Source organism: Pseudomonas sp. SZ57 (assembly GCF_009495975.1).
In the GTDB taxonomy this organism is placed as follows: domain Bacteria; phylum Pseudomonadota; class Gammaproteobacteria; order Pseudomonadales; family Pseudomonadaceae; genus Aquipseudomonas; species Aquipseudomonas syringae.
In genome coordinates, this window is the sequence record NZ_WIBD01000008.1 from 96,104 (window position 1) to 121,562 (window position 25,459).

Annotated in this window: 18 protein-coding genes; 13 read left to right on the forward strand and 5 right to left on the reverse strand. The window is 59.0% G+C overall.

The features are described from left to right. Positions 1 to 319: 319 nt before the first annotated feature. The 4 genes from GE543_RS11515 to GE543_RS11535 form a co-directional block, all read right to left on the reverse strand. A complete protein-coding gene (locus tag GE543_RS11515; RefSeq protein ID WP_003313750.1) occupies positions 320 to 1,069 on the reverse strand; it encodes a FadR/GntR family transcriptional regulator in 750 nt (249 codons plus the stop codon). A gap of 113 nt (positions 1,070 to 1,182) precedes the next feature. Beyond that, positions 1,183 to 2,901 carry an ABC transporter ATP-binding protein/permease gene (locus tag GE543_RS11520; RefSeq protein ID WP_153221486.1) on the reverse strand — a complete coding sequence of 573 codons (1,719 nt, stop codon included), beginning with the start codon at positions 2,899 to 2,901 and terminating at the stop codon, positions 1,183 to 1,185. Positions 2,902 to 2,990: 89 nt separating this feature from the next. After that, positions 2,991 to 3,554 (reverse strand): response regulator transcription factor, encoded by a 564-nt coding sequence (locus GE543_RS11530; protein ID WP_003395104.1) that lies wholly within the window; start codon positions 3,552 to 3,554, stop codon positions 2,991 to 2,993. After that, complete coding sequence (locus GE543_RS11535; RefSeq protein WP_003419018.1) at positions 3,551 to 4,810, reverse strand: ATP-binding protein; 1,260 nt, start codon at positions 4,808 to 4,810, stop codon at positions 3,551 to 3,553. The genes GE543_RS11530 and GE543_RS11535 overlap by 4 nt, the downstream gene beginning before the upstream one ends. Before the next feature lie 192 nt (positions 4,811 to 5,002). Between GE543_RS11535 and GE543_RS11540 the strand changes: the two genes are divergently transcribed. The 11 genes from GE543_RS11540 (at position 5,003) to GE543_RS11590 (ending at position 20,157) form a co-directional block, all read left to right on the forward strand. After that, a complete protein-coding gene (locus GE543_RS11540) occupies positions 5,003 to 5,716 on the forward strand; it encodes an SIMPL domain-containing protein (protein WP_003419020.1) in 714 nt (237 codons plus the stop codon). A 208-nt stretch (positions 5,717 to 5,924) separates the two neighbouring features. After that, positions 5,925 to 7,481, forward strand: a complete 1,557-nt coding sequence (locus GE543_RS11545) for an HET-C-related protein (protein ID WP_153221487.1) — start codon at positions 5,925 to 5,927, stop codon at positions 7,479 to 7,481. A gap of 96 nt (positions 7,482 to 7,577) precedes the next feature. Next, positions 7,578 to 9,185: an ABC transporter substrate-binding protein gene (locus tag GE543_RS11550; protein WP_003419024.1), complete on the forward strand. Its 1,608-nt coding sequence runs from the start codon at positions 7,578 to 7,580 to the stop codon at positions 9,183 to 9,185. A 257-nt stretch (positions 9,186 to 9,442) separates the two neighbouring features. Beyond that, entirely contained in the window at positions 9,443 to 11,071 is a 1,629-nt protein-coding gene (locus GE543_RS11555; protein ID WP_003419025.1) for an ABC transporter substrate-binding protein, read from the forward strand. 319 nt (positions 11,072 to 11,390) lie between these two features. Then, positions 11,391 to 12,983 (forward strand): ABC transporter substrate-binding protein, encoded by a 1,593-nt coding sequence (locus GE543_RS11560; protein ID WP_046270327.1) that lies wholly within the window; start codon positions 11,391 to 11,393, stop codon positions 12,981 to 12,983. Positions 12,984 to 13,139: 156 nt separating this feature from the next. Further along, the gene (locus GE543_RS11565) at positions 13,140 to 14,519 is read left to right on the forward strand and encodes an OprD family porin (protein ID WP_003419028.1); all 1,380 of its coding nucleotides are present in this window, start codon (positions 13,140 to 13,142) and stop codon (positions 14,517 to 14,519) included. A gap of 82 nt (positions 14,520 to 14,601) precedes the next feature. Then, on the forward strand, positions 14,602 to 16,197 hold the full coding sequence (locus tag GE543_RS11570; protein WP_046236439.1) for an ABC transporter substrate-binding protein: 1,596 nt from the start codon (positions 14,602 to 14,604) through the stop codon (positions 16,195 to 16,197). A 74-nt stretch (positions 16,198 to 16,271) separates the two neighbouring features. Next, the gene (locus GE543_RS11575) at positions 16,272 to 17,282 is read left to right on the forward strand and encodes an ABC transporter permease subunit (RefSeq protein WP_003400038.1); all 1,011 of its coding nucleotides are present in this window, start codon (positions 16,272 to 16,274) and stop codon (positions 17,280 to 17,282) included. Between the two features lie 10 nt (positions 17,283 to 17,292). Next, positions 17,293 to 18,204, forward strand: coding sequence for an ABC transporter permease subunit (locus GE543_RS11580; RefSeq protein ID WP_003419030.1), 912 nt, complete (start codon positions 17,293 to 17,295; stop codon positions 18,202 to 18,204). A gap of 10 nt (positions 18,205 to 18,214) precedes the next feature. Beyond that, the gene (locus tag GE543_RS11585; RefSeq protein ID WP_046236440.1) at positions 18,215 to 19,183 is read left to right on the forward strand and encodes an ABC transporter ATP-binding protein; all 969 of its coding nucleotides are present in this window, start codon (positions 18,215 to 18,217) and stop codon (positions 19,181 to 19,183) included. Beyond that, entirely contained in the window at positions 19,183 to 20,157 is a 975-nt protein-coding gene (locus GE543_RS11590; protein ID WP_017278997.1) for a peptide ABC transporter ATP-binding protein, read from the forward strand. Before GE543_RS11585 ends, GE543_RS11590 begins: the two co-directional genes overlap by 1 nt. 128 nt (positions 20,158 to 20,285) lie before the next feature. Here the strand turns inward: GE543_RS11590 and GE543_RS11595 are convergent, their stop codons facing one another. Next, positions 20,286 to 22,808 (reverse strand): sulfite reductase flavoprotein subunit alpha, encoded by a 2,523-nt coding sequence (locus GE543_RS11595; RefSeq protein ID WP_153221489.1) that lies wholly within the window; start codon positions 22,806 to 22,808, stop codon positions 20,286 to 20,288. Positions 22,809 to 23,102: 294 nt separating this feature from the next. Between GE543_RS11595 and GE543_RS11600 the strand changes: the two genes are divergently transcribed. Beyond that, positions 23,103 to 24,395 (forward strand): alpha-xenorhabdolysin family binary toxin subunit A, encoded by a 1,293-nt coding sequence (locus GE543_RS11600; protein WP_229699236.1) that lies wholly within the window; start codon positions 23,103 to 23,105, stop codon positions 24,393 to 24,395. 7 nt (positions 24,396 to 24,402) lie between these two features. Beyond that, positions 24,403 to 25,395 (forward strand): alpha-xenorhabdolysin family binary toxin subunit B, encoded by a 993-nt coding sequence (locus tag GE543_RS11605; RefSeq protein ID WP_178118592.1) that lies wholly within the window; start codon positions 24,403 to 24,405, stop codon positions 25,393 to 25,395. Positions 25,396 to 25,459: the final 64 nt, after the last annotated feature.

Genomic DNA, 25,459 nt, shown 5'->3' on the forward strand with positions numbered 1-25,459 from the left:
CTGGCAGGACGCCAGGCTAGCCGCACCGCGCCATGGATGGCGCGTTGCGGCGACCCCCGGATCAGTGACAGGGCGAAGGAACCCGACGAAGTCGGGCCGGAAACGGAGCTAAGGACTTTGCTTACTTTGGTCCCTCAAAGTAAGGCGCCGTAAGGGCGCAAAGGTGAGCTGAGTCGAACCTCGATCCACCTGACAAAGAAAAGCCGCTGTGTGACGCAGAGCGTCACGAACTGCATTCCCACGCGGAGCATGGGAACGGTAGTCAACCGTCCAACTTTTCGGGGTCAGTTCAGGACGCTCTGCGTCCTCTTTTTAAGCCTCAAGCCCGCTGCGATTCAGCCTCTTCATGCGCATGGCGCAGGCGTTCGCGGCTATTGGTCAGGTGCAGGCGCATGGCGGCGCGGGCAGCATCGGAATCCTGGCGGGCGATGGCGTCGAAGATTTCTTCGTGCTCGCGGCTCAGCCGATCCATGTAGTGCTGCTGGTCATCATGCGCCAGACGCGCCGAATTCAGCCGGGTACGCGGAATGATGCTGGTGCCCAGGTGGGTCATGATGTCGGTGAAGTAGCGATTGCCGGTCGACAAGGCAATCTGCAGATGGAACTGGAAGTCCGACGCCACGGCATCGGTGGCGTGTGCCGCGCTTTCATTGAGCGCGTCCAGCGCCGAACGCATGGCTGCCAGCTGTTCATCACTGCGCCGCTGGGCTGCCAGGCCTGCCGACTCGACTTCAAGGCTGATGCGCAATTCGAGAATCGCCAGTACATCACGCAGGGTGACGATGGTCGCCGGGTCAATCCGGAAGCCACTGGGGCTTGGCGTGTCGAGCACGAAGGTGCCGATGCCATGACGGGTCTCGACCAGACCGGAGGCCTGCAGACGCGAAATCGCCTCACGCACGACCGTCCTGCTGACGCCCTGCTCTTCCATGATTGCGGATTCGGTGGGCAGTTTGTCGCCGCGCTTGAGCTGACCGCTGCGAATACGCTCGGACAGCTCTGTCACCAGCTCCTGCGCGAGGCTGCGGTGTTTTCTGCGGGCGCGGGGCAGAGCGCTTTGATTTTCCATCCAACATCGATCTCTGGACTGCTAAACATGGGCTAATCATAGCTCAGCGGTTGTATGATCACACCCTCAAAAGCGCCGTGTCCCCTATAGCATCAACCTCAAAACGTTGCTGATCACGCTTGCTCGATCAATTTGCCGCCCTCGACACGCACATGCCGGCCATGGAAGCGTTTCAGGCTGCTGCGGTGCCCGACACTGATCAGCGTCAGGCCCGGCAGCCCGTCGATGACTGCCTGATGCATGGCCGCTTCGTCATCTTCGTCCATGGCCGAGGTGGCCTCATCCACATACAGCCAGCTTGGCGCGACCAGTAACGCGCGCGCAAACGCCACCCGCTGCTGCTCGCCCGGCGAGAGGAAACGCTGCCAGTGATTGCTTTCGTCCAGACGCGGTATCAGATGCTCCAGACGGCACTGCTCCAGTACCTCGGCAAAGCGCAGGGCCGGGTAATGTTCCGCGGGTTGTGGATAACTCATCGCCTCACGCAATGTGCCGATGGGCAGGTAAGGCCGTTGCGGCAGGAACAGCGCCGTGCCGGTGGGTAAGCGAATCTGTCCCGAACCCTCGGGCCAGAGACCGCCCAGCGCCCTCAATAACGAGCTTTTGCCACTGCCAGAACGACCGCTGAGCATCACCCGCTCTCCCGCGCCGACCTGCAGACTGGCGTCGCTCAGCAATTGACGACCGCCAGCAAGGCTCAAGCCCAGATTGCGCAGGTCCAGCGTATCGTTGGCGTGAATTCTTTCGATGGCCGGCTGCCGACCTTCGTTGTCAGTCATGGCCTGGCGGAAGCTCAGCAGACGGTCGCTGGTGGCGCGCCATGACGCCAGCGTGCCATAGGCGCTGATGAACCAGCTGAAGTTCTCCTGCACGTTGCCGAAGGCCGAGTTGATCTGCATCAGATCGCCCAGCTCGATCTTGCCGGCGAAATACCGTGGCGCGGCCACGATGAACGGAAAGATCAGCGCAATCTGCGAATAGCCCGAGGTGAAAAACGTCAGCCGCTTCTGAACCTTCATCGAGGCCCGGAAGTTATTCCAGATCATCATGAAGCGCGCGCTCAGGCGCTGGTTTTCATTGCGTTCACCCTCGGACAAGGCAATGCTTTCGGCGTTTTCGCGCACCCGCACCAGCGCGAAACGCAGGTCTGCTTCGAATCGCTCCTGCTGGTTGTTCAACGGGATCAGCCGCTTGCCGATCCAGTGCGTCAGCAGGCTGCCCACCAGCGCATAAAGCATGGCGGCCCAGAACATGTAGCCGGGAATGGTCACGCCGAACAGCTCGATACTGCCCGACACGCCCCAGAGAATCACCGAAAACGACACCAGACTGACCACCGAGCTCATCAGCCCCAGCCCCAGGCTGAGCGTGCTGGTGGTGAACTCGTTAAGGTCTTCGGACAGACGCTGGTCAGGGTTATCGGTGTAACCGCCCTGCTCCAGCTGGTAGTAATTCTTGTCGGCGAGCCAGCGCGCGAAGTGTTGCTCCGTCAGCCAGCGACGCCAGCGGATGGTCAGCAACTGGGTCAGGTACAAGCGATAGACCGCAGCCAGAATGGCGATCGCGGCGATGCCGCTGAAGTACAGGATCAGGTGGGTGAACGCAGCCAGATCCTTGTTCTGCAGAGCGTTGTAAAAGTCTCGGTACCAACTGTTGAAGAACACCGAGACCTGCACGCTGAACAGCGACAGCGCGATCACCGAGACCAGCAGTAACCAGGCAGTGGTCTTTTCCTCACTGCGCCAGTACGGCGTTATCAGCTTCCAGACCCGGGGTAGAAAGGCTCCTTGCACAGTATCGTTGACGGCAGAATATTCAGCATTGCGATTCATGTGGTTCAGGCTCGCTCTCTTTGAACGTACGATGCCTGAGCACAATGAAGCAAAAAAACGCCTACGCGATCACTATGAAAAAACCTTCATCAACGCCGTACGGGGCGCTTCTGCAACTTGCGCTGCAAGGTCCGGCGGTGCATGCCCAGCGCCCGCGCAGTCGCTGAAATATTGCCCTCGTGCTCGGTCAGTACGCGCTGGATATGCTCCCACTGCAAGCGATCCACCGACATCGGATTCTCGGGGACCAGGGTGTCGAGGTTGGCGTGCTCGGAAAGCAGGGCCGCGAGTACGTCATCCGCGTCAGCCGGTTTGCACAGGTAGTTGCACGCGCCGCGCTTGATCGCTTCGACCGCCGTGGCAATGCTCGAATAACCGGTGAGAATCACCACGCGCATGTCCGGGTCCATTTCCAGCAGCTTGGGCAGCAGCACCAGACCGGAATCGCCGTCCATCTTCAGGTCCAGCGCGGCGTATTCGGGGATGTCCTGTTGCGCCAGGGCCAGCCCTTCTTCAGCCGAGCCGGCGGTGCTCACGCGAAACCCACGACGGCTCATGGCCCTCGCCATCACACGGGTGAACGTCGCGTCGTCATCGACCAGCAACAGATGCGGCAGCTCTTCGCCTTCGACCTGGATGTCATCGTCACTCATGCTTCTTCTCCTCGCGTATCTCGGGGCAGGCGCAGCTCGGTGAGCGTACCGCCTTCTTCATGACTGTAGAGCTTCACCGAGCCACCCGCACGGGTGACGCTGGCCTTGCTCAGGAACAGACCCAGGCCGAAACCTTTGCCCTTGGTAGTAAAGAACGGTTTGCCGATCTGTTCGGCAATCGCCAGCGGCACACCCGCGCCATGGTCGCGAATGCTGATGCAGATTTCCGCACTGTCCCAGTCCAGATTGACTTCAAGGCCATCGGGGCAGGCATCGGCAGCGTTGTTGAGCAGGTTGAGCAGCGCCTGGGTCAGGTCCGGCGGCGGCGCCAGCATCGGCGCTTCGCCCTTGCCCAATTGATAGAAACGGTAACTCACTTCCGGGCGCATCAGATGCCAGCGGTTGAGGGACTCGTCCAGCCAGCGGGTGGCAGCCTGATATTCGACGGCCATGCGCCGATTGGCTTCGGCGGCGCGCACCAGTTGCTGCAGGGTCTGCTTGCACTGCTTGACCTGCTCCTGCAGCACGGACAGGTCATCCTGCAAGGCCGGGTCGCTGTGGTCCTGGCGCATTTCCTTGAGCAGCACGCTCATGGTTGCCAGCGGCGTTCCCAATTCATGGGCTGCCCCTGCGGCCTGGGTCGCGACGGCGAGCAACTGCTGATCACGCAGGCCTTCTTCGCGACGCTCGGCACGCAGTTGCTCCTGGCGACGCAGCTCCTCGGCCATCTTCGCAGCAAAAAAGGTAATCACCGCAGCGGCCAGCGCAAAACTCAGCCACATGCCGTAGATCTGCATGTTTTCCCGGGCGATGGAGTCGGTTTCCAGCGGATAGGAACGCACCATCAGCAAGGTGTACATACTCAGCGCAAAGCCGGACAGAATCAGCGAATAACGCCATGGCAGCGTGGCGGCGGCAATGGTCAGCGGCACCAGATAATAGGAAACGAACGGGTTGGCCGAGCCGCCCGAGTAATACAGCAGCGCGCTGTGAATCAGCAGGTCCAGCGCCAGTTGCAGCGCATATTCAAGCTCGGTGAGCGGCAGCGAGGTGCGTAGACGAATGACCGTCAGCCCGCAGAGCACCAGCGAGCAGCCCAGAGTGATCGACAGTTGCAGCCAGGGCAACGGTAGAAAGTCGAACAGCCAGGCCATACCGACCGAGCCAGCCTGCGCGGCCAGCACCAGAATACGGATGAATGTCAGGCGCCACAGGTTTTGCCGTGTGGCTGAAAGCATTTGAACGGGGGCGAGCATGAGCTCTCCTGATGAGTGCTCCAGGCGGATCGCAGCGAGTATAACCAAGCGGGAGGCAAAACTGAAAAAGTGCGTCAACGCACCGCACGCCAGAGCACTCGGTCATCGCAGGAACCGGACCAAAGCGCTACAGTCAGAACACTTTGCGCCGCCCGACCACCGTCGGAGGCCGTTTGATAACAAGGAGCTCTCATGTTCAACCTTCGCCCTGCCGCCACCCTCGTCGCGCTGGCTGCTGCTTTGTCCAGCCTGCCCGCCATGGCTGAAGAAGCCCGTTACAACCAGATTTCATTGCGCGCCGAGGTCAATCAGGAGGTGCAGCGCGACCTGATGCTCGTCACGCTGTACACCGAAGCGCAGGACAGCGATCCGGCCAAACTGGCTGCGCAGATCACCGAGACGCTGAACAAGGCGCTGGGGCAGGCGCGCCAGGTCAAGGACGTGAAGATTCGCCAGGGCAGCCGCAATAGCTACCCGGTCTACGACGATAAAGGCCAGAAGATCACAGGCTGGCGTGAACGCGCCGAACTGCGCCTGGAAAGCGCAGACTTTGCCGTGCTGTCCAAGCTGACCGGCGAGCTGCTGACCGATCTGAAAATGGGCGGCATGGACTTCTCGATTTCGCCATCGACGCGCAAGACCAGCGAAGACGCCCTGCTCAAGGACGCCGTGACGGCGTTCAAGGCTCGTGCGCAACTGGTTACCGAAGCGCTGGGCGGTACAGGCTACAAGCTGGTCAACCTGAACCTGAACACCTCGGGCTACCCGCAGCCGTATCTGCGCGCGCCGGTCATGATGATGGCCAAGTCCTCGCGTGAAGACGCAGCCCCGACGCCCGACGTCGAGGCTGGCACCAGCCAGGTCAGCGTCGCGGCGGATGGCGTGATCGAAGTCGCGATTCCTTGAATGACAGGGCGGTAGTGTCGACTACCGCCCTTTTCCACGCTCCCCTCCTCCTTTCTCCCCTTCTTCCTCGGCAATCTCCTACGTTTGTTGACGCGCTGCCTGATTGTCGGTGACCTCGCGGCTGGCGAAACTTGCCGTCTCACTTTCGAACACTATCGCCCTGGCTAAGCGACCCGGCCAACGCGCGCTTACCATCAAGGAATCAAGGATGAATCCCCCGCATAACGCCTCCCGCAACCCTGCTGCTGTCATTGATCAGAACATGGCTACCCACAGCGAGCCGCTTCCAACCCCCTTAAGATTCGAAGCCGGCGAAGGCGACAAACACAAACATACCCACGGTGCTATCGAGAGCGTTCTCGAGTCTGCCGGCTTCAGACCCGAGGAAATCCGCGCGATCTATTTCGGCAACTGGCTGCGCGACTATTCGCAATTGCTCGATCCGAAAATCGTCAGGGCGACAAGCATGCCGAAAAGCTTCCCTGACCTGCTTTCCCGTGACGCACTGACGCGCATCGTGGACGTGCTGGCAGTCAAGGAATTCACCGATCTGATGAAGATAGACCGCTCGCGCTTCGTGGTCACCGCAGCGCGACTCGGCGTCTATCGCCCTGCCGAACACATCGACAACCCCAGAACCCTTGACCCCAAGCCGGCCAATCCAAAAGAGCGCGACGCCGACTTCGACGCCTGGGTGCTGCCTGACGATCCGCTATTGAAGGTCGACCCTGACACCTCGATGAAGCGCTACATTCAGCGCTCGGTGGAAGTGATGGCTGCGGGGCTGGAATCAGCGGTCAATGGCGGCCCAGGGTCTACCGACGGTCTGCGTGACATGGGCGCGGCGTTGCACATTCTCGAAGACTTCTTCGCCCACTCCAACTTCGCCGAACTCAGCCTGATCAAACTCGGCCATGAGCGCATTCTGCCCTGGACGTCCGCAGCAGACTGCAAACACCGGCTGCCGCTGGTAACCGGTACGTTCGGCGGCAGCGATATCATCGCCAGCCTCGCCGAGCCGCTTGGCAGGATTCTGTTCTCGACAGACGAAAAGCCGTTCGAAGCGATCAAGGCTGGAGAACGTTACGAGCGCGACCAGATTATTCAGATCGTTCTGGGCGAGCACCCTGACCCGCGACTGCTCGCGGGTTACGAGGCCTTTCTCGAAGCGCGGGACCAATGGGCCAGCCAGCCTTACTCCGAACAGGTCGAACAGTTCTACGCTTTCATCGGTACGCCAGGGCGATTGCTTGGCAATGCATTCGGCGTCGTCATGCAAAGTCTGGCCATCTGGCTCGGCAACAGCGTCGACGACCTGCAAACCCTGCTCGATGAAGACCCCAATAGCAACGGTTCGACCGATCCGTCACATTCGCAACTGGCCAAGGATCATGCGCAGCACCCGCTGCATGTGCTTGCCGCAACCCTCGCCAGAAAAGCCGTGCTGCAAGTAGGTCAGGCGGTGCTGGGCCAATGGCATGGCAAGGAAGGTGCCGAACATCCGGTCCAGGTAGCTACGCGGTTCTTCACTCACCCCATGGACTGCGACTGGCAGGACTCGATTGTCCGGGAATGGGCCGAGGCCAATCCCGAACAGGTCGAGCGGGCGACGCTCAAGAGTGAGCTGGACCAGTCCAGAATTCAATTGCAGCGCAGCGCGCAAAAGGACTTGCAGCGTTTCAGCCAGGACGGCAGCGATTTTCTGGACGTGTTTTTCGAAAGTGTTTCGCTGGCAGACCTTTGGGCGAGGATTACCGGCAAGTAAGCGTATTGTCCGACCCCGACCAAGTACGGCACTATCCGTTGTCTATCTGATTGTCGACTTTCAAGCACGGTTACTGCCGTACCACGCGAGGGATCCATGGGACACACACTTTTCAAACCGCTGCTGTTGACCACCGCGCTGCTGGCCTGCGCACCTTTGGCCCAAGCGGCAAGCACGCTGGTGTACTGCTCTGAAGCCAGCCCGGCCGGTTTCGACCCCAGCCAGTACACCAGCGGTACCGACTTCGATGCCTCGGCCGAAACCGTTTTCAACCGCCTGACTCAGTTCAAGCGTGGCGGTACGGAAGTGGAGCCAGGCCTGGCCACGCGCTGGGACGTTTCGCCGGATGGCCTGACCTACACCTTTCACCTGCGCGACGGCGTGAAATTCCATACCACGGATTATTTCACCCCGACTCGCACGTTCAACGCCGATGACGTGCTGTTCACGTTCAACCGCCTGCTCGATGCCAACCACCCGTTCCGCAAGGCATATCCTTCCGAGTCGCCCTATTTCACCGACATGGGCCTGAATACGACGATCAAGAGCGTCGAGAAAGTCGACCCGCTGACCGTCAAGTTCACCCTGAACAACATCGATGCGGCCTTCGTGCAGAACCTGGCCATGAGCTTCGCCTCCATCCAGTCTGCCGAGTACGCAGACAAACTGCTCAAGGAAGGCAAGGCCGAGGACTTGAACCAGAAGCCCATCGGCACTGGCCCGTTCGTCTTCAAGCGCTACCAGAAGGATTCGCAGATCCGTTACGTCGGCAATACCGAGTACTGGAAACCGGAGGATGTGAAGATCGACAACCTGATCTTCTCGATCAGCAGCGATGCCGCCGTGCGCCTGCAGAAGCTCAAGGCCAACGAATGCCAGGTCAGCGGCTATCCGCGTCCGCAGGACATCGAGGAGATGAAAAAGGACCCGAAAATCAAGGTTCTCAGTCAGCCGGGCTTCAACCTCGGCTTCCTGGCCTACAACGTCACGCATCCGCCGCTGGACCAGCTCAAGGTGCGTCAGGCGCTGGACATGGCCATCGACAAGCCGGCGATCATCAAGGCGGTTTATCAGAGCGCAGGCCAGTTGGCTGAAAATGCCCTGCCGCCGGGTCAATGGAGCTTCGATCCGACCATCAAGGACGCCCCGCACGACCTGACCAAAGCCAGACAACTGCTCAAGGAAGCAGGTGTGGCGCCGGGCACCAAAATCGATCTGTGGGCCATGACCGTCCAGCGCGCGTCGAACCCCAATGCACGCATGTCGGCACAGATGATCCAGTCCGACTGGGAGAAGATCGGTATCAAGGCCAACATCGTCAGTTATGAGTGGGGCGAATACATCAAGCGCGCCAAGGCCGGCGAGCATGACGCAATGATCTACGGCTGGACCGGTGACAACGGCGACCCCGATAACTGGCTCGGCGTGCTTTACAGCTGCGCGGCCGTCAAAGGCAGCAACTACGCCAAATGGTGCGACCCGGCTTACGACAAGCTGGTGCAGCAGGCCAAGCTGACCAGCAACCGCGATGAGCGCATCAAGCTCTACAAGCAGGCTCAGCACATTCTCAAGCAGCAGGTGCCGATCACCCCGATTGCCAACTCCAAGGTGTTTCAGCCAATGCGTCAGGGAGTGCAGGACTTCAAGATCAGTCCCTTCGGCCTGACACCCTTTTATGGTGTCAGCCTGGGAACAGTGAAGTAACAACACAGCGCCAACCGGGTGCATTTTTCTCACCCGGTTGCACCTCAATGGTGCGCTAAACAATCGAAAAAGCGTCGCGCAAACGATCAACTCTCAAGAAAGTTACACTTTCGCGACATTCCTGTACGATCGTGCCACTCTTTGTCGCTTCTTTCGCCTCACTGTCTTGCTTTGGGTATGGCCCCTGCATAAGTATCGGACGGATCGGCTCACGAGGTCGTTCCCTCTAATCAAAAATGACAACAACTGAGGCAACCATGCTCAAACACGCGGTCATTCCGTTTCTGGTCGGCGCCAGCTTGCTCGCCAGCGCACCTTTCGCTCACGCTGCATCGAATCTGGTGTTCTGTTCCGAAGGCAGCCCTGCCGGCTTCGATCCAGGTCAATACACCACAGGTACTGACTTCGACGCCTCGGCAGAGACCATCTTCAACCGCCTGAGCCAGTTTGAGCGCGGCGGCACCGCCGTAGTGCCGGGCCTGGCAACCAAATGGGACATCTCCGACGACGGCCTGACGTACACCTTCCACCTTCGCGAAGGCGTCAAGTTCCACACCACGCCGTACTTCAAGCCGACCCGTGAATTCAATGCCGATGACGTGCTGTTCACGTTCAATCGCATGATCGACAAGGACATGCCTTACCGCAAAGCGTATCCGACCGAATTCCCGTACTTCACCGATATGGCGATGGACACCAACATCACCAAAATCGAGAAGATCGACGACCACACCGTCAAGTTCATTCTGGGCAAGGTCGACGCCGCGTTCATCCAGAACATGGCGATGAGCTTCGCGTCCATACAGTCTGCAGAGTACGCCGCCAAGCTGCTCAAGGAAGGCAAGCCGGAGCTGATCAACCAGCAGCCGATCGGCACTGGCCCGTTCGTGTTCAAGAGCTATCAGAAAGATTCCAACATTCGCTACACCGGCAACAAGGACTACTGGAAGCCTGAGGACGTCAAGGTCGACAACCTGATCTTCGCCATCACCACCGACCCCTCGGTACGCATACAGAAGCTCAAGAAAAACGAATGCCAGATCACCGCTTACCCGCGTCCTGCCGACCTCGAACCGCTCAAGGCCGACAAAAACCTGAAGATGCCTGATCAGGCGGGCTTCAACCTGGGTTACATCGCCTACAACGTGATGCCTGAGATCAAGGGCGAAGACCATCCAAACCCGCTGGCTCAGTTGAAAGTGCGTCAGGCACTGGACATGGCGGTCAACAAGCAGCAAATCATCGACTCGGTTTATCAGGGTGCAGGTCAATTGGCGGTCAACGCCATGCCGCCGACCCAGTGGTCCTATGACACCACCATCAAGGACGCCAAGTACGATCCCGAGAAGGCTCGCCAGCTGCTCAAGGAAGCCGGCATCAAGGAAGGCACTGAAATCACCCTGTGGGCGATGCCGGTTCAGCGTCCTTACAACCCCAACGCCAAACTGATGGCCGAAATGCTCCAGTCCGACTGGAAGAAAATCGGTATCAACGCCAAGATCGTCAGCTATGAATGGGGCGAGTACATCAAGCGCGCCAAGAATGGCGAGAACGGCGCCATGCTGATTGGCTGGAGCGGTGACAATGGTGACCCGGACAACTGGCTCGGCACCCTGTTCGGCTGCGACGCCCTGAATGGCAACAACTTTGCCAAATGGTGCGACAAGCCGTTCGACACGCTGATCCATCAGGCCAAGGAAACGTCCGATCAGGCCAAGCGCACCGAGCTGTACAAACAGGCGCAACACCTCCTGAAAGACGCCGTGCCAATGACGCCTATTGCGCACTCGACGGTCTATCAACCCATGAGCTCCAAAGTACAGGACTTCAAGATCAGCCCGTTTGGCTTGAACTCCTTTTACGGTGTGAGCGTGAGCGCCAAGTAAAAGTGACAGCTTGCTGCGCCGCTCACCCGGCGCAGCAAACCGCTCTACTTGAATATAAGCCCCGAGCGATGGGTTGAAAACGTGCCGATAACGGCACTCTTCTACTATCACTAAGATATTTCCTACGAGCTTTGCAGCCTTCGAGCCTATATACCGCGGACCTCTGACGACTTACCGTCGAAGGGCAGCGGCAATGGCAGGAAGCCCGTCGCTTCGTGTCCAGGTGCGCCGGGCATGTCGTGCGAAGTTGCGTGGGGCGACGCCTTTGGGCCAGTTAGACATTCGAGCCTCGGCTCATCCTTCGAGGATAGGGATCATCATGCGTAAAACTCTTGCGATGACGTCGTGCCTGGGACTGTTGGCACTGGCCCCGTTTGCCCAGGCGGCAAGCAATCTGGTGTTTTGCTCCGAAGCGAGCCCGGCCGGCTTCGACGGTGCGCAATACACCTCCTCCACCGATAACGATGCATCCGAGCCGATCTACAATCGACTCACCGAATTCAAGCAAGGCGATACCACCGTGGTTCCAGCACTGGCAACTTCCTGGGATATCTCGGAAGACGGTCTGGTCTACACGTTCCACCTGCGTGAGGGTGTGAAGTTCCACAGCAACAAGAACTTCAAGCCCAGCCGTAACTTCAACGCCGACGACGTGCTGTTCACCTTCAATCGCATGCTCAAGCCCGATCATCCGTTCCGTGTCGCTTACCCGACCGAGTTCCCCTACTTCACCAGTATGGGCCTGAACAAGAAGATCAAGTCCGTCGAGAAGACCGACCCGCTGACCGTCGTGTTCACCCTTAATACGGTCGATGCGGCCTTCGTCCAGAACATCGCGATGAACTTCGCCGGCATTCTCTCCGCCGAGTACGCCGAACAGCTGATGGCCAAAGGCGACGTGCGCGATATCAACCAGCAGCCTATCGGCACAGGGCCGTTCGTGTTTCAGCGCTATCAGAAGGATTCGCAGATTCGCTACAAGGGCAACAAGGAGTTCTGGGACCCGAGCCGGGTGAAAATCGACCAGTTGATCTTCGCCATCGTGACCGACGCCTCTGCGCGCATGCAAAAGCTCAAGGCCAACGAGTGCCAGGTCTCGGTCAACCCGCGTCCGGCGGACCTTGCCAGCCTCAAGGCAGACAAAAGCCTGCAGATCATCGAGAAGCCTGGCTTCAACCTCGGCTACATTTCCTACAACGTGCGCCACGAACCGTTGGGCAAGCTGGAAGTCCGTCAGGCGCTGGACATGGCCGTCAACAAGAAGGCGATCATCAACGCGGTTTACCAGGGCGCGGGGCAACTGGCAGTCAACGCCATGCCACCGACCCAGTGGTCCTACGACGACAGCATCAAGGATGCGCCCTACGACCCGGAAAAAGCCAAGACCCTGTTGCGTGCCGCAGGCGTCAAGGAAGGCACCGAGCTGACCCTATGGGCCATGCCGGTTCAGCGTCCCTACAACCCCAACGCCAAGCTGATGGCCGAAATGCTTCAGGCCGACTGGGCCAAGGTCGGCATCAAGGTCAAGATCGTCAGTTACGAATGGGGTGAATACCTCAAACGCACCAAAAATGGCGAGCACGATATCTCGCTGATCGGCTGGACCGGCGACAACGGTGACCCGGACAACTGGCTGGGCACGCTTTACAGCTGCGCGGCGATTGGCGGCAACAACTACTCGATGTGGTGCGACGAAAAATACGACCAACTGGTCAAGGCCGCCGTTGCGACCACTGACCGCGCGAAACGTACCGACCTGTACCAACAGGCGCAGCGCTACCTCAAGGAGCAGGTGCCGATCACACCGATTGCCCACTCGACCGTCAATCAGCCATTGCGCGCCGAGGTCAGGGACTTCCACGTCAGCCCGTTCGGTCGCAACAACTTCTCAGGCGTCAGCATCGTCGATTGATCGAAAACCCCGCACGCCCTCGCCGTCTTGTGTCGCGGCGAGAGCGGGCACTTGCGCGTCGATACCTATAACAACGCAGGACCCAAAGTCCTGCACCACCAAAAGCCAGGCTCAAAGAACTGGCATATAAAAAAGTGATAAAGGGAGCTGCACATCGTGAAAACAACTAGCACTGCGTTATTGGCATTGTCTCTCTCGTCGTTCGGCGCACTGGTTCAGGCTGAACCGGCAAGCCAGACGTTCGTACCGACCGAGCTGAGTTCAAAGAATGCACAGGCCGACGCCAACGGCTTTATCGAAGACCAACACCTGACCGGCACGACCCGTAACTGGTACGCCAATGAACTCAAGCGCCGCGGCGAAGTGTTCCGCTATAACGACAATGGCGTTGCCGAGCAGACCTCGCGTCGCATCAACTGGCAGCAGGGCACGATCGTCAACTACACCTCCGGTTATACGCAGGGCGTTGTAGGTTTCTCCACCGAACTGGCGCTGTACAACGCCATTGCGCTGGACCGTGACACCGACGACTTTGCCGGCAACTCCAACCGCACCCTGGCACACAGCGACGGCGATGCAGTCGGTCAGTGGAGCAAGATGGGCCTGGGCAACGTCAAGGCGCGGGTTTCCAACACCGTCCTGACCATGGGTCGCCAATCGGTGAACACCCCGGTCATCGCCTTCATCGGCAACCGCGCACTGCCGTCCAGCTTCCAGGGTTTTGCAATCCAGAGCGACGAGTTCAACAACCTGTCCCTGCAGGGCGGCAGCTTCGACCGCGTATCGCCACGTATGGAACAGAGCCTGGACAAGTTCCGCTCCGAGTACGGTGATCGCAGCAAGACCGCCGACCGTCTGGACATGTTTGGTGGTGACTACAAGCCGACCGACAGCCTGACCGCCAGCTTCTACGCATCCAATCTCGAAGACTTCTGGCACCAGTACTACTTCGGCTTCACCCACGAACTGGGTGACAGCAAGGTGTTCGCCCTCAGCACCAACCTGAACTACTACAAGACCAAGGATGCAGGTCAGAGCAAGCTGGGCGCGATCGACAACGATACCTACAGCCTGTCCTTCACCGGTACACATAACGCGCACAGCATCAGCGTTGCGTACCAGGAAGTTAACGGTAACGAGTATTTCGACTACGCCCACGACACCAACGCGATCTTCCTGGCCAACTCCCTGCTCTCGGACTTCAACGGCCCGAACGAGAAGTCCCTGCAGGTCGCCTACGTACTGAACATGGCCGAATACGGCGTGCCGGGCCTGAAATTCAACATCTACCAGGCACGTGGCTGGGACATCGACGGTACGCACTACAAAGGCACCGGCTACACCGACGTACTGGCAATGGACGGCGAGACCCACTACGAATACGGCATTGGTTCGTCGTACTCCGTGCAGTCCGGCCCGCTCAAGGCTACCGCCATCCGCGCCACGTACACCACTCACCGCGCCAGCGAGAATCAGGCTGATGGCAACATCAACGAATTCCGCCTGGTGACCACCGTTCCGTTCAACATTCTTTGATTCGCTGAAAACCGTTCGGACGCAAGGCAGCAGCCTTGCGTCCGAACATCACCATCGGCGTCAACTCTATGGAGGGTTCACAATGAAACTGTTATCGCTACGCAACTCGATTGCCCTGGCCCTGCTCAGCGTCGCCGTCAGTGTTTCGGCAAAACCCCTGGTGGTCTGCACCGAAGCCAGCCCCGAAGGCTTCGACATGGTGCAATACACGACAGCAGTGACGGCCGATGCCGTTGCTGAAACCGTGTTCAACCGCCTGGCGGATTTCAAACCCGGCACCACGGAAGTGATTCCTGCGCTGGCTGACTCCTGGGAGATCAGCGACGACGGCCTGACGTACACCTTCCACCTGCGTAAAGGCGTCAAGTTCCACACCACCGACTACTTCAAACCGACCCGCGACATGAACGCCGACGATGTGCTCTGGAGTTTTCAGCGTCAGCTGGACCCGAAGCACCCTTGGCATGACAAATCGAGCGTCGGCTTCCCCTACTTTGAAAGCATGGGCTTCAAAGAGCTGCTGAAAAGCGTCGAGAAAACTGACGACTATACCGTCAAGTTCACCCTGACCCGCCGCGAAGCGCCATTCCTGGCCGACCTCGCGATGGCCTTCGCCTCGATCTACCCGGCTGAATACGCCGACCAGCTGTTGAAAGCCAACAAGACCGGCGACCTCAACAGCAAGCCAATCGGCACCGGCCCGTTCATCTTTCAGCGCTATGCCAAGGATGCACAGGTACGCTTCAAGGCCAACCCGGACTATTTCCGCGGCAAGCCGCCTGCCGATGCCCTGATTCTGGCCATCGCCACCGACAACAACGTGCGCCTGCAGAAGCTCAAGGCCAACGAATGTCAGATCGCGCTGTATCCGAAGCCGGACGACGTACCGAGCATCAAGAACGACAGGAAACTGAAAATCGATGAGCTGGAGGCCATGACCACCGGCTACATCGCTATCAACACCACGCACAAGTACCTGAGCGACGTGCGCGTCCGTAAAGCCATTGACATGACGTTCGACAAGAACGCTTATGTCAACGCGGTGTTCGGCAAGGGCAATGCGCTGGTAGCGGTCAACCCGTATCCGCCGACCCTTCTGGGTTATAACAAAGACCTGAAGAACCCACCGATCGACCTCGACAAGGCACGCGCCTTGCTGAAGGAAGCTGGCGTGCCGGAAGGCACCACGTTTACCCTGTTCACCCGCAACGGTGGTGGTCCGACCAACCCCAACCCGATGCTCGGAGCGCAAATGATGCAATCCGACCTGGCGAAGATCGGCATCAAGATCGACATCCGCGTCATGGAATGGGGTGAAATGCTCAAACGTGCCAAGAATGGCGAACATGACATGGTGTCTGCCGGCTGGGCAGGCGACAATGGCGACCCTGATAACTTCCTGACTCCGATGCTGAGCTGTGAAGCGGCGAAAAACGGCGAGAACTACGCCCGCTGGTGCAACGCCGATTTCCAGAAGCTGATCGATAAGGCGCGTGAAACAGTGAACCCCGAGGAACGCGCTGGGCTCTATGAACAGGCCCAGGCAATATTCAACAAGGATCAGCCGTGGATCAGCATGGCTCACACCAGAATGTTCACGGCTATGCGTGAAAATGTGGAGGGCTACCAAATCAGCCCGCTCACAACCAACAACTTCGCCACTACCCAGGTGAAGTAGAAAAATAATCCGGCGAGCTCATAACCCGAGACTCGCCGGAGCACGCCTAACCGGCTGATGAGGTACACACCAAGATGTTTAGTTTTATCGCCCGCCGAGTGGGGTTGCTGATACCCACTTTCTTCGGCATCACCTTATTGACCTTCGCCCTGATTCGTCTGATTCCGGGCGACCCGGTCGAAGTCATGATGGGTGAGCGCCGTGTCGATCCGGAAATGCACGCTCAGGCCATGGAACGTCTGGGTCTGAACAAACCCCTCTACGCCCAGTACATCGATTACATCGGCAAGCTCGCCCAGGGCGACCTCGGTGAATCATTGCGTACGCGCACCAGTGTCTGGTCCGAATTCACTTCGCTGTTCCCGGCAACCCTGGAGTTGTCGCTGGCGGCGCTGATTTTCGCGGGTATTCTCGGCCTGCTGGCCGGGGTGATCGCCGCCCTCAAGCGAGGGTCCCTGTTCGACCATGGGGTCATGGGGATTTCCCTCGCCGGTTATTCCATGCCGATCTTCTGGTGGGGCCTGATCCTCATCATGTTCTTCTCGGTAACGCTGGGCTGGACCCCGGTTTCCGGGCGGATCGACCTGCTGTACGACATTCCTCCAGTCACCGGCTTCATGCTGATCGACACGCTGCTCAGTGACGAACAGGGTTCGTTCCTCGATGCCCTGCACCACATGATTCTGCCGGCCATCGTGCTGGGCACCATCCCGCTGGCGGTGATCGCCCGGATGACCCGCTCGTCGATGCTCGAAGTGCTGCGTGAAGACTACGTGCGTACCGCTCGTGCCAAAGGCCTGTCGCCTGCCCGTGTGGTCTTCGTTCACGGCCTGCGCAACGCGCTGATTCCGGTACTGACCGTGTTCGGTCTGCAAATCGGTACGCTGCTGGCGGGTGCGGTACTGACCGAAACGATCTTCTCCTGGCCGGGTATCGGCAAGTGGTTGATCGAGGCCATTGGCGCCCGGGACTACCCGGTCGTGCAAAACGGCATTCTGCTGATCGCCTGTCTGGTGATCCTGGTCAATTTCGTGGTGGATATCCTCTACGGCTTTGCCAACCCACGCATTCGTCACCAGCGCTGAGATCATCGATATGAGCACCCCTACTCCTGCGGTAGCAGTCGATCAAAGCCTGCTTTACCCATCCCCGTACAAAGAATTCTGGCAAGCCTTCTCGAAAAACAAAGGCGCGGTTGCCGGTCTGATGTTCATGACCCTGATCGTGTTCTGCGCCCTGTTCGCGCCGTGGGTTGCCCCCCATGACCCGAGCGAGCAATACCGCGACTTCCTGCTGACGCCGCCGGTGTGGCTCGAAGGCGGTCAATGGCAATTCATCCTCGGCACCGACGAACTGGGCCGCGATCTGCTGTCACGCCTGATCCAGGGTTCGCGCCTGTCGCTGCTGATCGGTCTGGCATCGGTGGTCATGTCGCTGATCCCCGGTATTCTGCTGGGTCTGCTGGCGGGCTTCTTCCCTCGCGTGCTCGGCCCTTCGGTCATGCGTCTGATGGACATCATGCTGGCCCTGCCCTCGCTGCTGCTGGCTGTGGCCATCGTGGCGATTCTCGGCCCTGGCCTGATCAACACCGTGATCGCCATCGCCATCGTGTCGCTGCCTTCCTATGTTCGTCTGACCCGCGCTGCGGTAATGGGCGAGCTGAACCGCGACTACGTGACGGCTGCCCGTCTGGCCGGTGCCACCCTGCCGCGCCTGATGTTCATCACCGTGCTGCCCAACTGCATGGCACCGCTGATCGTTCAGGCCACCCTGAGCTTCTCGTCGGCGATTCTCGACGCCGCTGCGCTGGGCTTCCTGGGTCTGGGCGTACAGCCACCGACGCCTGAGTGGGGCACCATGCTCGCCTCGGCGCGCGACTACATCGAACGTGCCTGGTGGGTCGTGAGCCTGCCCGGTCTGACCATTTTGCTCAGCGTGCTGGCAATCAACCTGATGGGCGACGGTCTGCGCGATGCGCTGGACCCGAAACTCAAGAACGCCGCCTGAGGAGATTCGCATGTCACTTCTTGAAATCAAGAATCTCAACGTCCGCTTCGGCGACACCAAGGCCGTACCTGTTGTGGACGGCCTGTCCCTGAGCGTAGACCGGGGTGAAGTACTGGCCATCGTCGGCGAATCGGGTTCCGGTAAATCGGTGACCATGATGGCGCTGATGGGGCTGATCGATTCCCCCGGCATCATCACCGCCGACGCACTCAATTTCGACGGCAACGACCTGCTCAAGCTCAACTCGCGGCAGCGTCGACGCATCATCGGCAAAGACCTGGCGATGGTCTTTCAGGACCCGATGACCGCTCTGAACCCCAGCTACACCGTGGGTTTCCAGATCGAGGAAGTGCTGCGCCAGCACCTGAACATGTCGGGCAAGGCCGCACGCCAGCGTGCACTGGAACTGCTGGAAAAGGTCGAGATCCCTGGCGCCGCCGCGCGCCTGAATGCTTACCCGCACCAATTGTCCGGTGGCATGAGCCAGCGTGTGGCGATTGCCATGGCGATTGCCGGCGAACCGAAACTGCTGATCGCCGACGAACCGACCACCGCCCTGGACGTGACCATTCAGGCGCAGATCATGGAGCTGCTGCTGAGTCTGCAGAAAGAGCAGGACATGGCACTGGTGCTGATCACTCACGACCTGGCTGTGGTGGCCGAAACTGCCCAGCGTGTCTGCGTGATGTACGCCGGTCAGGCTGTCGAAGTCGGTCAGGTGCCGGGGCTGTTCGATGTCCCTGCCCACCCGTACAGCGAAGCCTTGCTGGCCGCCATTCCCGAGCACAGCATGGGCGCAGAGCGCCTCGCCACGCTGCCGGGCATGGTCCCGGGCCGCTATGACCGTCCACAGGGTTGCCTGCTGTCACCGCGCTGCCCGTACGTGCGCGAAAACTGCCGAACCGAACGCCCTGCCCTTGATCCCAAGGCGCACAGCCTGGCGCGCTGCTTCTATCCCTTGAATCAGGAGGTGGCGTAATGAGCGTCGTACTGACCGCCCGCGACCTTACCCGTCACTACGAAGTCTCCCGCGGCCTGTTCAAGGGCACAGCGCTGGTGCGTGCGCTTAACGGCGTGTCCTTCGAACTGGAAGCCGGCAAGACCCTGGCTGTGGTCGGCGAGTCCGGCTGTGGCAAATCGACACTGGCGCGCGCGCTGACGCTGATCGAAGAGCCGTCATCGGGCTCGCTGAAAATCGCCGGCCAGGAAGTTGCCGGGGCCAGCAAGGCCGAGCGCAAGCAGTTGCGCAAGGACGTGCAGATGGTCTTCCAGAGCCCTTATGCCTCGCTCAACCCAAGGCAGAAAGTCGGGGATCAGCTCGGCGAGCCGCTGCTGATCAACACTAACCTGTCAGCCGCCGAGCGCCGCGAGAAAGTGCAGGCAATGATGGCCCAGGTCGGTTTGCGCCCTGAGCACTATCAGCGCTACCCGCACATGTTCTCCGGCGGTCAGCGTCAGCGTATCGCGCTGGCCCGTGCAATGATGCTGCAGCCCAAAGTGCTGGTAGCGGACGAGCCGACTTCAGCGCTGGACGTGTCGATTCAGGCGCAGGTACTGAACCTGTTCATGGACCTGCAGCAGGAATTCAACACCGCCTACGTGTTCATCTCCCACAACCTGTCGGTGGTGCGCCATGTCGCCGATACGGTATTGGTGATGTACCTGGGCCGGCCTGCGGAAATGGGTCCCAAGGAAGAGATCTACAACCGCCCACTGCACCCGTACACCCAGGCGCTGCTGTCGGCAACCCCGACCATCCACCCGGACCCGCTCAAGCCGAAGATCAAGATCGTCGGCGAGCTGCCCAACCCGCTCAACCCGCCAAGCGGCTGCGCTTTCCATAAGCGCTGCCCCTATGCGACCGAGCGTTGTGCAGCCGAAGTGCCAGAGCTGCGTCTGGTGGATAACCGCCAGGTGGCTTGCCATTACGCCGAGCAATTTGTAGCGGCGTAGCTGGAAGCTACAAGCTACAAGCTACAAGCTACAAGCTACAAGCTACAAGCTACAAGCTACAAGACTATCGTGCCCACGCTCCAGCGTGGGCACGCAGTTCTGGACGCTCTGCGTCCGATCTTCGCTAGTCAATACACGTCCCGCCGATAACGCCCTTCCTCGATCAGTTCGCTGACTGCCTGCTCGCCCAGCACCTCGTTCAACACCTGATCCACGCCCGCCGCCATACCCAGCAAGCTCCCACAGATGTAAATCGCTGCCCCCTCATCGAGCCACACACGCAGCTCATCGGCCGCCTCGCGCAAGCGATCCTGCACGTAGATTTTTTCCGCCTGATCACGAGAAAAAGCCAGGTCCAGACGCGTCAGATGGCCAGCCTGCAACCAGCCCTGCAGTTCAGTGCCGCAATGAAAGTCATGCGCCCGGTTACGTTCGCCGAACAACAACCAGTTGCGCGCCTGCCCTTGAGCGATACGCGCCCTGAGCAGGCTGCGCAAACCGGCCAGCCCCGTGCCATTACCCAACAGGATCAGCGGGACGGGTTCGACAGGCAGATGAAAGCTGCTGTTGCGGCGCAAACGCAGGCTGACGGCACCGCCAACGGCACAATGTTCGGTAAGCCATCCCGAGCCCAGCCCCAGGCTGCCGTCGGCATGCACTTCCTGACGTACGATAAGCTGCAGGCAGCCGTCCTGCGCAATCGAGGCAATCGAGTATTCGCGTACGGAGACCGGCACCAGCGCCTCGATCAACGCCTGCGCATGCAGCCCCACCAGATGCGAACGGTTCTGCGGCAACTGACGGCTTTCCAGCGCCTGTGCGAGCGGCTCCTGCAAGCCATCCACGCTGACCGATGCGCCCGGATCGACACCCAACCCGGCGAGAAACGGCTCGATGACCCGCAGCGTGTGGCGCGGCATCACCTCGACCAGATCCCCCGCCTGCCAGTGCGCAGAGGTTGGCGGCGTCAGGTCCAGCAGGTAAACCTTCGAACCACTGCTGCCAGCGTTCAATAGCACACGCCGGGCCAGCGTCCAGTTCTCGAAAACCGGTATCTGCCAGTGCGCTGTCGGCACGGAGCCGGTCAACGTCCCCAATTGCTGCTGCCAGTGTTGCAGGGCCGCAGGATCGGCGCTGTCCACTTCAACGGGCGGGAACAGGCTGCGACCGCCCCGCTCGGTCAACCAGTCATGCAAACGATGGGCAAAGCCGCAAAAATGCGGGTACTGCCGGTCGCCCAGCGCCAGAACGGCATAATCGAGCTGGTTCAGTGAAAGCGGACTACCCAGCAGCTTGCGCTCGAAACGTCGGGCACTGTCCGGCGCCTCTCCGTCACCAAAAGTACTGACGACGAACAAGGCATTGCGGCTTTGGCACAGCCCTTCTTCGCTCAGATCGCCCAGCCGCTTCACGCGCACCGACAATCCTGAGGCCTGCAACTGGCCAGCGGTCTGCCAGGCCAATTGTTCCGCGAAGCCGCTTTGACTGGCGAAACAGACCAGCCAGGATGCGTCAGCGTCGTGGTCATCACCCTGAACCTCACCGCGAGCACGCTGGATATCACGCTGCTTGCGACGTCGATCCAGGTACAGCAACCAGCCAGTAATAAAGAACAGCGGCATCAGCAACGATGCGCCGGTCATGATGATTCGCCCGACGAGCCCGAAGTAGCTGCCAACGTGCAGCGCGTAATTGCTGGCCAGCAATTGCGCACCGAAACTGCGTTCGGCATAACGTACGACCGAGCTGACCTGACCATTGGCCGGATCAAGGGTGATGGTGTTCAGCGCACGCGGGTGCGGAGAATCCTTGAGCAGGTAAAACACCGTGGCAGGCTGAGCGCCCGCAGCAGGCAGGCGCAGATTGTAAGCGCGCAAGTCCGGCCCCGCGGTCTTCTGGACACTGTCCCAGACCGCCACGTAATCGACCACCAGCGGCAATCTTTCAGCAGCCTTGGCTGGCGCAGCGACGCCTTCCTCGAGGGGCGAATCACCGATGAGTTTATTCAGGCCGTTGCTCACCCAGTCATACGACCAAGTGAGTCCCGTGAGGGCGAACAGCAGGTAGAACAACAGGCACCAGGTGCCGAAGATCGAATGCAGGTCCCAGTTGAAACTGCGGCCTTTCTTCGCCCAGTCAACCGTCAGCCAGACCCGCCAGTTCCGCGCTGCGCGAGGCCAGCGCAGGTACAGCCCGGACAGGCAAAAGAACACCAGAATCAGCGTACACGCCGCCGTAACCTGCTTGCCCGCCTCGCCCATGGCCAGATAACGGTGCAGCTTCAGGACAAAGTCGAAAAACCCCTCCCCCACCGCATTGCCTTTCAGCTCCCCCGTGTAGGGGTCGAAATTGCGTTTGGGACCTCGACGCTCGCCCGCTTTGGGCGTGAAGAAGACCTGGGCGACACGATTGCCGGTGGTTTCGACACGCAGGATAGCGACCGTCAGGCCGGTCGCGGCCTCCAGCCTGCGCACCAGTTCAACAGGTGGCAGCGTGGCACCACGCGACTCGACCAACAGTACATCCGGATTCAGCGCATCGAGAATTTCGTCCTCGAACGAATACAACGCACCGGTTATCCCCATGAGGGTCAACACCAGACCTGCCGTGATCCCGAAGAACCAGTGCAGTTGAAACAGGACTTTCTTCAACGCCGACGCTCCCCCCTCTGCGGGCTGCGGCGCGCATTATGCTCCAACCGCGACACATTCTCATCTTTAAATCGAGGCAACGCGGGTTTCCCTGTTCATCCGCGCCGCTGACGAGTACAAAACATCCCGATCAAGAACATTAAATCTACACATATACCACCTTCATTTAAAAAGGCAGTTGCCCGCGACAGACTGACTGTAAAGAGTCATTTATCTTACATCTTTAAACCATGTTTCTGCTTTGACGCCCTCGCCCCTGAAACTCTAATCTTTTCAGCACGAGAACATCAACTCGTGGAGGGGACCAATTTCTGTTCTCCCAGTGGAAATAAGGACATATCCATGAACCCAATGTTTTATGACGTCATGAAGGCAGAACCTATATCCGGTGACCTCAAGGCGGACGAGGCGATAAAAACGGCCGAACTGTTCGGGACGATGTCGTCTGCCAATAACAAGCAGGTCACCCGTGCACCCGGTTTGATTCTGACCAAAGAGCAGATTATCAACCTCAAGAAATATGAATTGGCGGGCCTCGCCCTGCCCATCGAACTGGAAGATGTCATTGTTTATCTCGGCTATTCAAAAGGCGCCGGTGCCGGGCTTGAACCTGAAGACTTCCTGAAAAGCTTCAACCTTATTCACCGGCATGCGCGTCGCTGGAGTCCTCTGCGCACCGACCTCCTGGGCATAGGCAGCAAACTGAAAGTCTTCGCAGGCAAGATGCTGGTGTACGGCCAAAGCATGGAAGAAATCAACGACGACATCAGGGCCGGGAAAATCGTTGACCATTATCAGATCAAGACACTGGAGGATGTTAAACGCCTGACCCTTGAACTGGGCAAGGACTTCCCGGGCATCGCGCTGGATGAAAACGATAAGGAGATCACCAAGGAAATCGGCTACCACCTCACCGATATACTGGACCTGATCATCGCCAATCTGGCCGATGCCCAAACCATCAAGAAGGAGCTGGATCAGTTTGGCCTGGACCTGTCGCTGTATGTCGGGCCCGAGATACAGCGCAAGATGGTTGCCATCGACAACAGCTCACTGCCGGCCGACGTGGCGAAGCTGACCCTGGATATCGAACAGCGCGCAAAAGACATCGATGAAAAAAACAAGGAATACAAGGCGACGGTACAACAATCGTTGAACTCGGTCAGTGGCTTGAACATTGCCGGCCTGGCACTGGGCATTTACTTTGGCGTCGAGGCCGAAAATGTCAGGCACGCACGCAATGAATTAATGGCGCAACAGGCCACCGACATAGACACCTTGCAAGGCAAGAACAATATTCTGGGTTCATTGAGCAGGGTAAAGTTTAATTTGCAGAACCTGGCGACGATTGTGGTCGATGCCGACGTGGCCACTAAAAACCTGATTACCGTATGGAACAAGCTGTTTCTGTTCATTGAAGCGTCTGCGGGATCGGCGTCCGAAATAAACGACGCCTTGTCTTTAAGGCAATTTATGAATCACTTCAGACAAGTCGTTCAACCCTGGAAGACCATCGAAGACGACTCGGACGCATTGCTTAATGTGTTCAAGGAAGCCGATGAAGAATATAAACGGATTTATGGATAACTCGACAATGAAAAATACGCTCACGCTCAATGACACCGCCTTCTCGGCTCAAGTACCTGACCGCGCTGTCATGACTCGCAGTCTGCAACTCATGCGTAACAGTCTGGTAAAGGCAGACCTGCTGTTTGCCAAGACCCAGTACCTGCCCAACCTTTATGAAAAGCTCACGCGCCTGAACATCCTGGCCGTCACTGAACAGCAGCGCCTCGGAGAACACGCTGAACGCCTGCTCATCGATATCGAGTCGAAGACCGCCCTGCTGAGGCAGTACGCTCAATCCTCCGCTACTCCCATGGATGCTGAGGATCTGGAAGATATTGAAGCTCAGTGTCAGCGCCTTGTGAGCAATGTCACTGCAACGGCCGACCAACTGGCCAGTGCTGTGAGTGGCATGACCCAAGGTATCGATCGACAGCAGACTGCCGAGTTTGTACAGAGTCTGGAAGGTGACATAGCAAAAACCGGCATTGAACTTGATGCTTCTCACACTAGCCTGGCGACGTTGAAAGACGAGCGTCAAGTGCTGAGCAGCGCTATTGACGCTCTGGAAAGCAAAGGGCTGGCGAGTATTGCCAAGGACACCTTGATCACTGCGGAGAAGGTGCTCAGCCTGGGAATGCAGCCTCCGCAACTCGCCGTGATCATGCTGGCGCTCGAGCAAATGAAGGCGACCCTGGAAAAGGGTGCTGCGGGGATCAACCTCATCGCGATGATCAAACGCCGTGATGGCTTTCGCGAGCGCATCAATGCCCTGTCCCAGCAATTGGCAAGCCTGGACAAGGACAAAATGGGGTTCGCGCAGCGCATTGAACTGCTTGAATGCTTCAACGCTTTTGACGAGCAGCGTGCCGCTTATGTCGAGCAATACCAGAAGATCAAAAACACGCTGGACAGCTTTCTGGACATCAACACCACGGGCACATCCGATGACAGCCAACGCAGCATGCGCCTGATCGAATCGGGCCGACAGTTGATCGGCTACTTGAACCGCATTCGCTGATAGCACCCAAACCCGGGTTGCAAGGGGAATGGCCTGTACGCCCCTTGCAACCCGCGTTTATGCA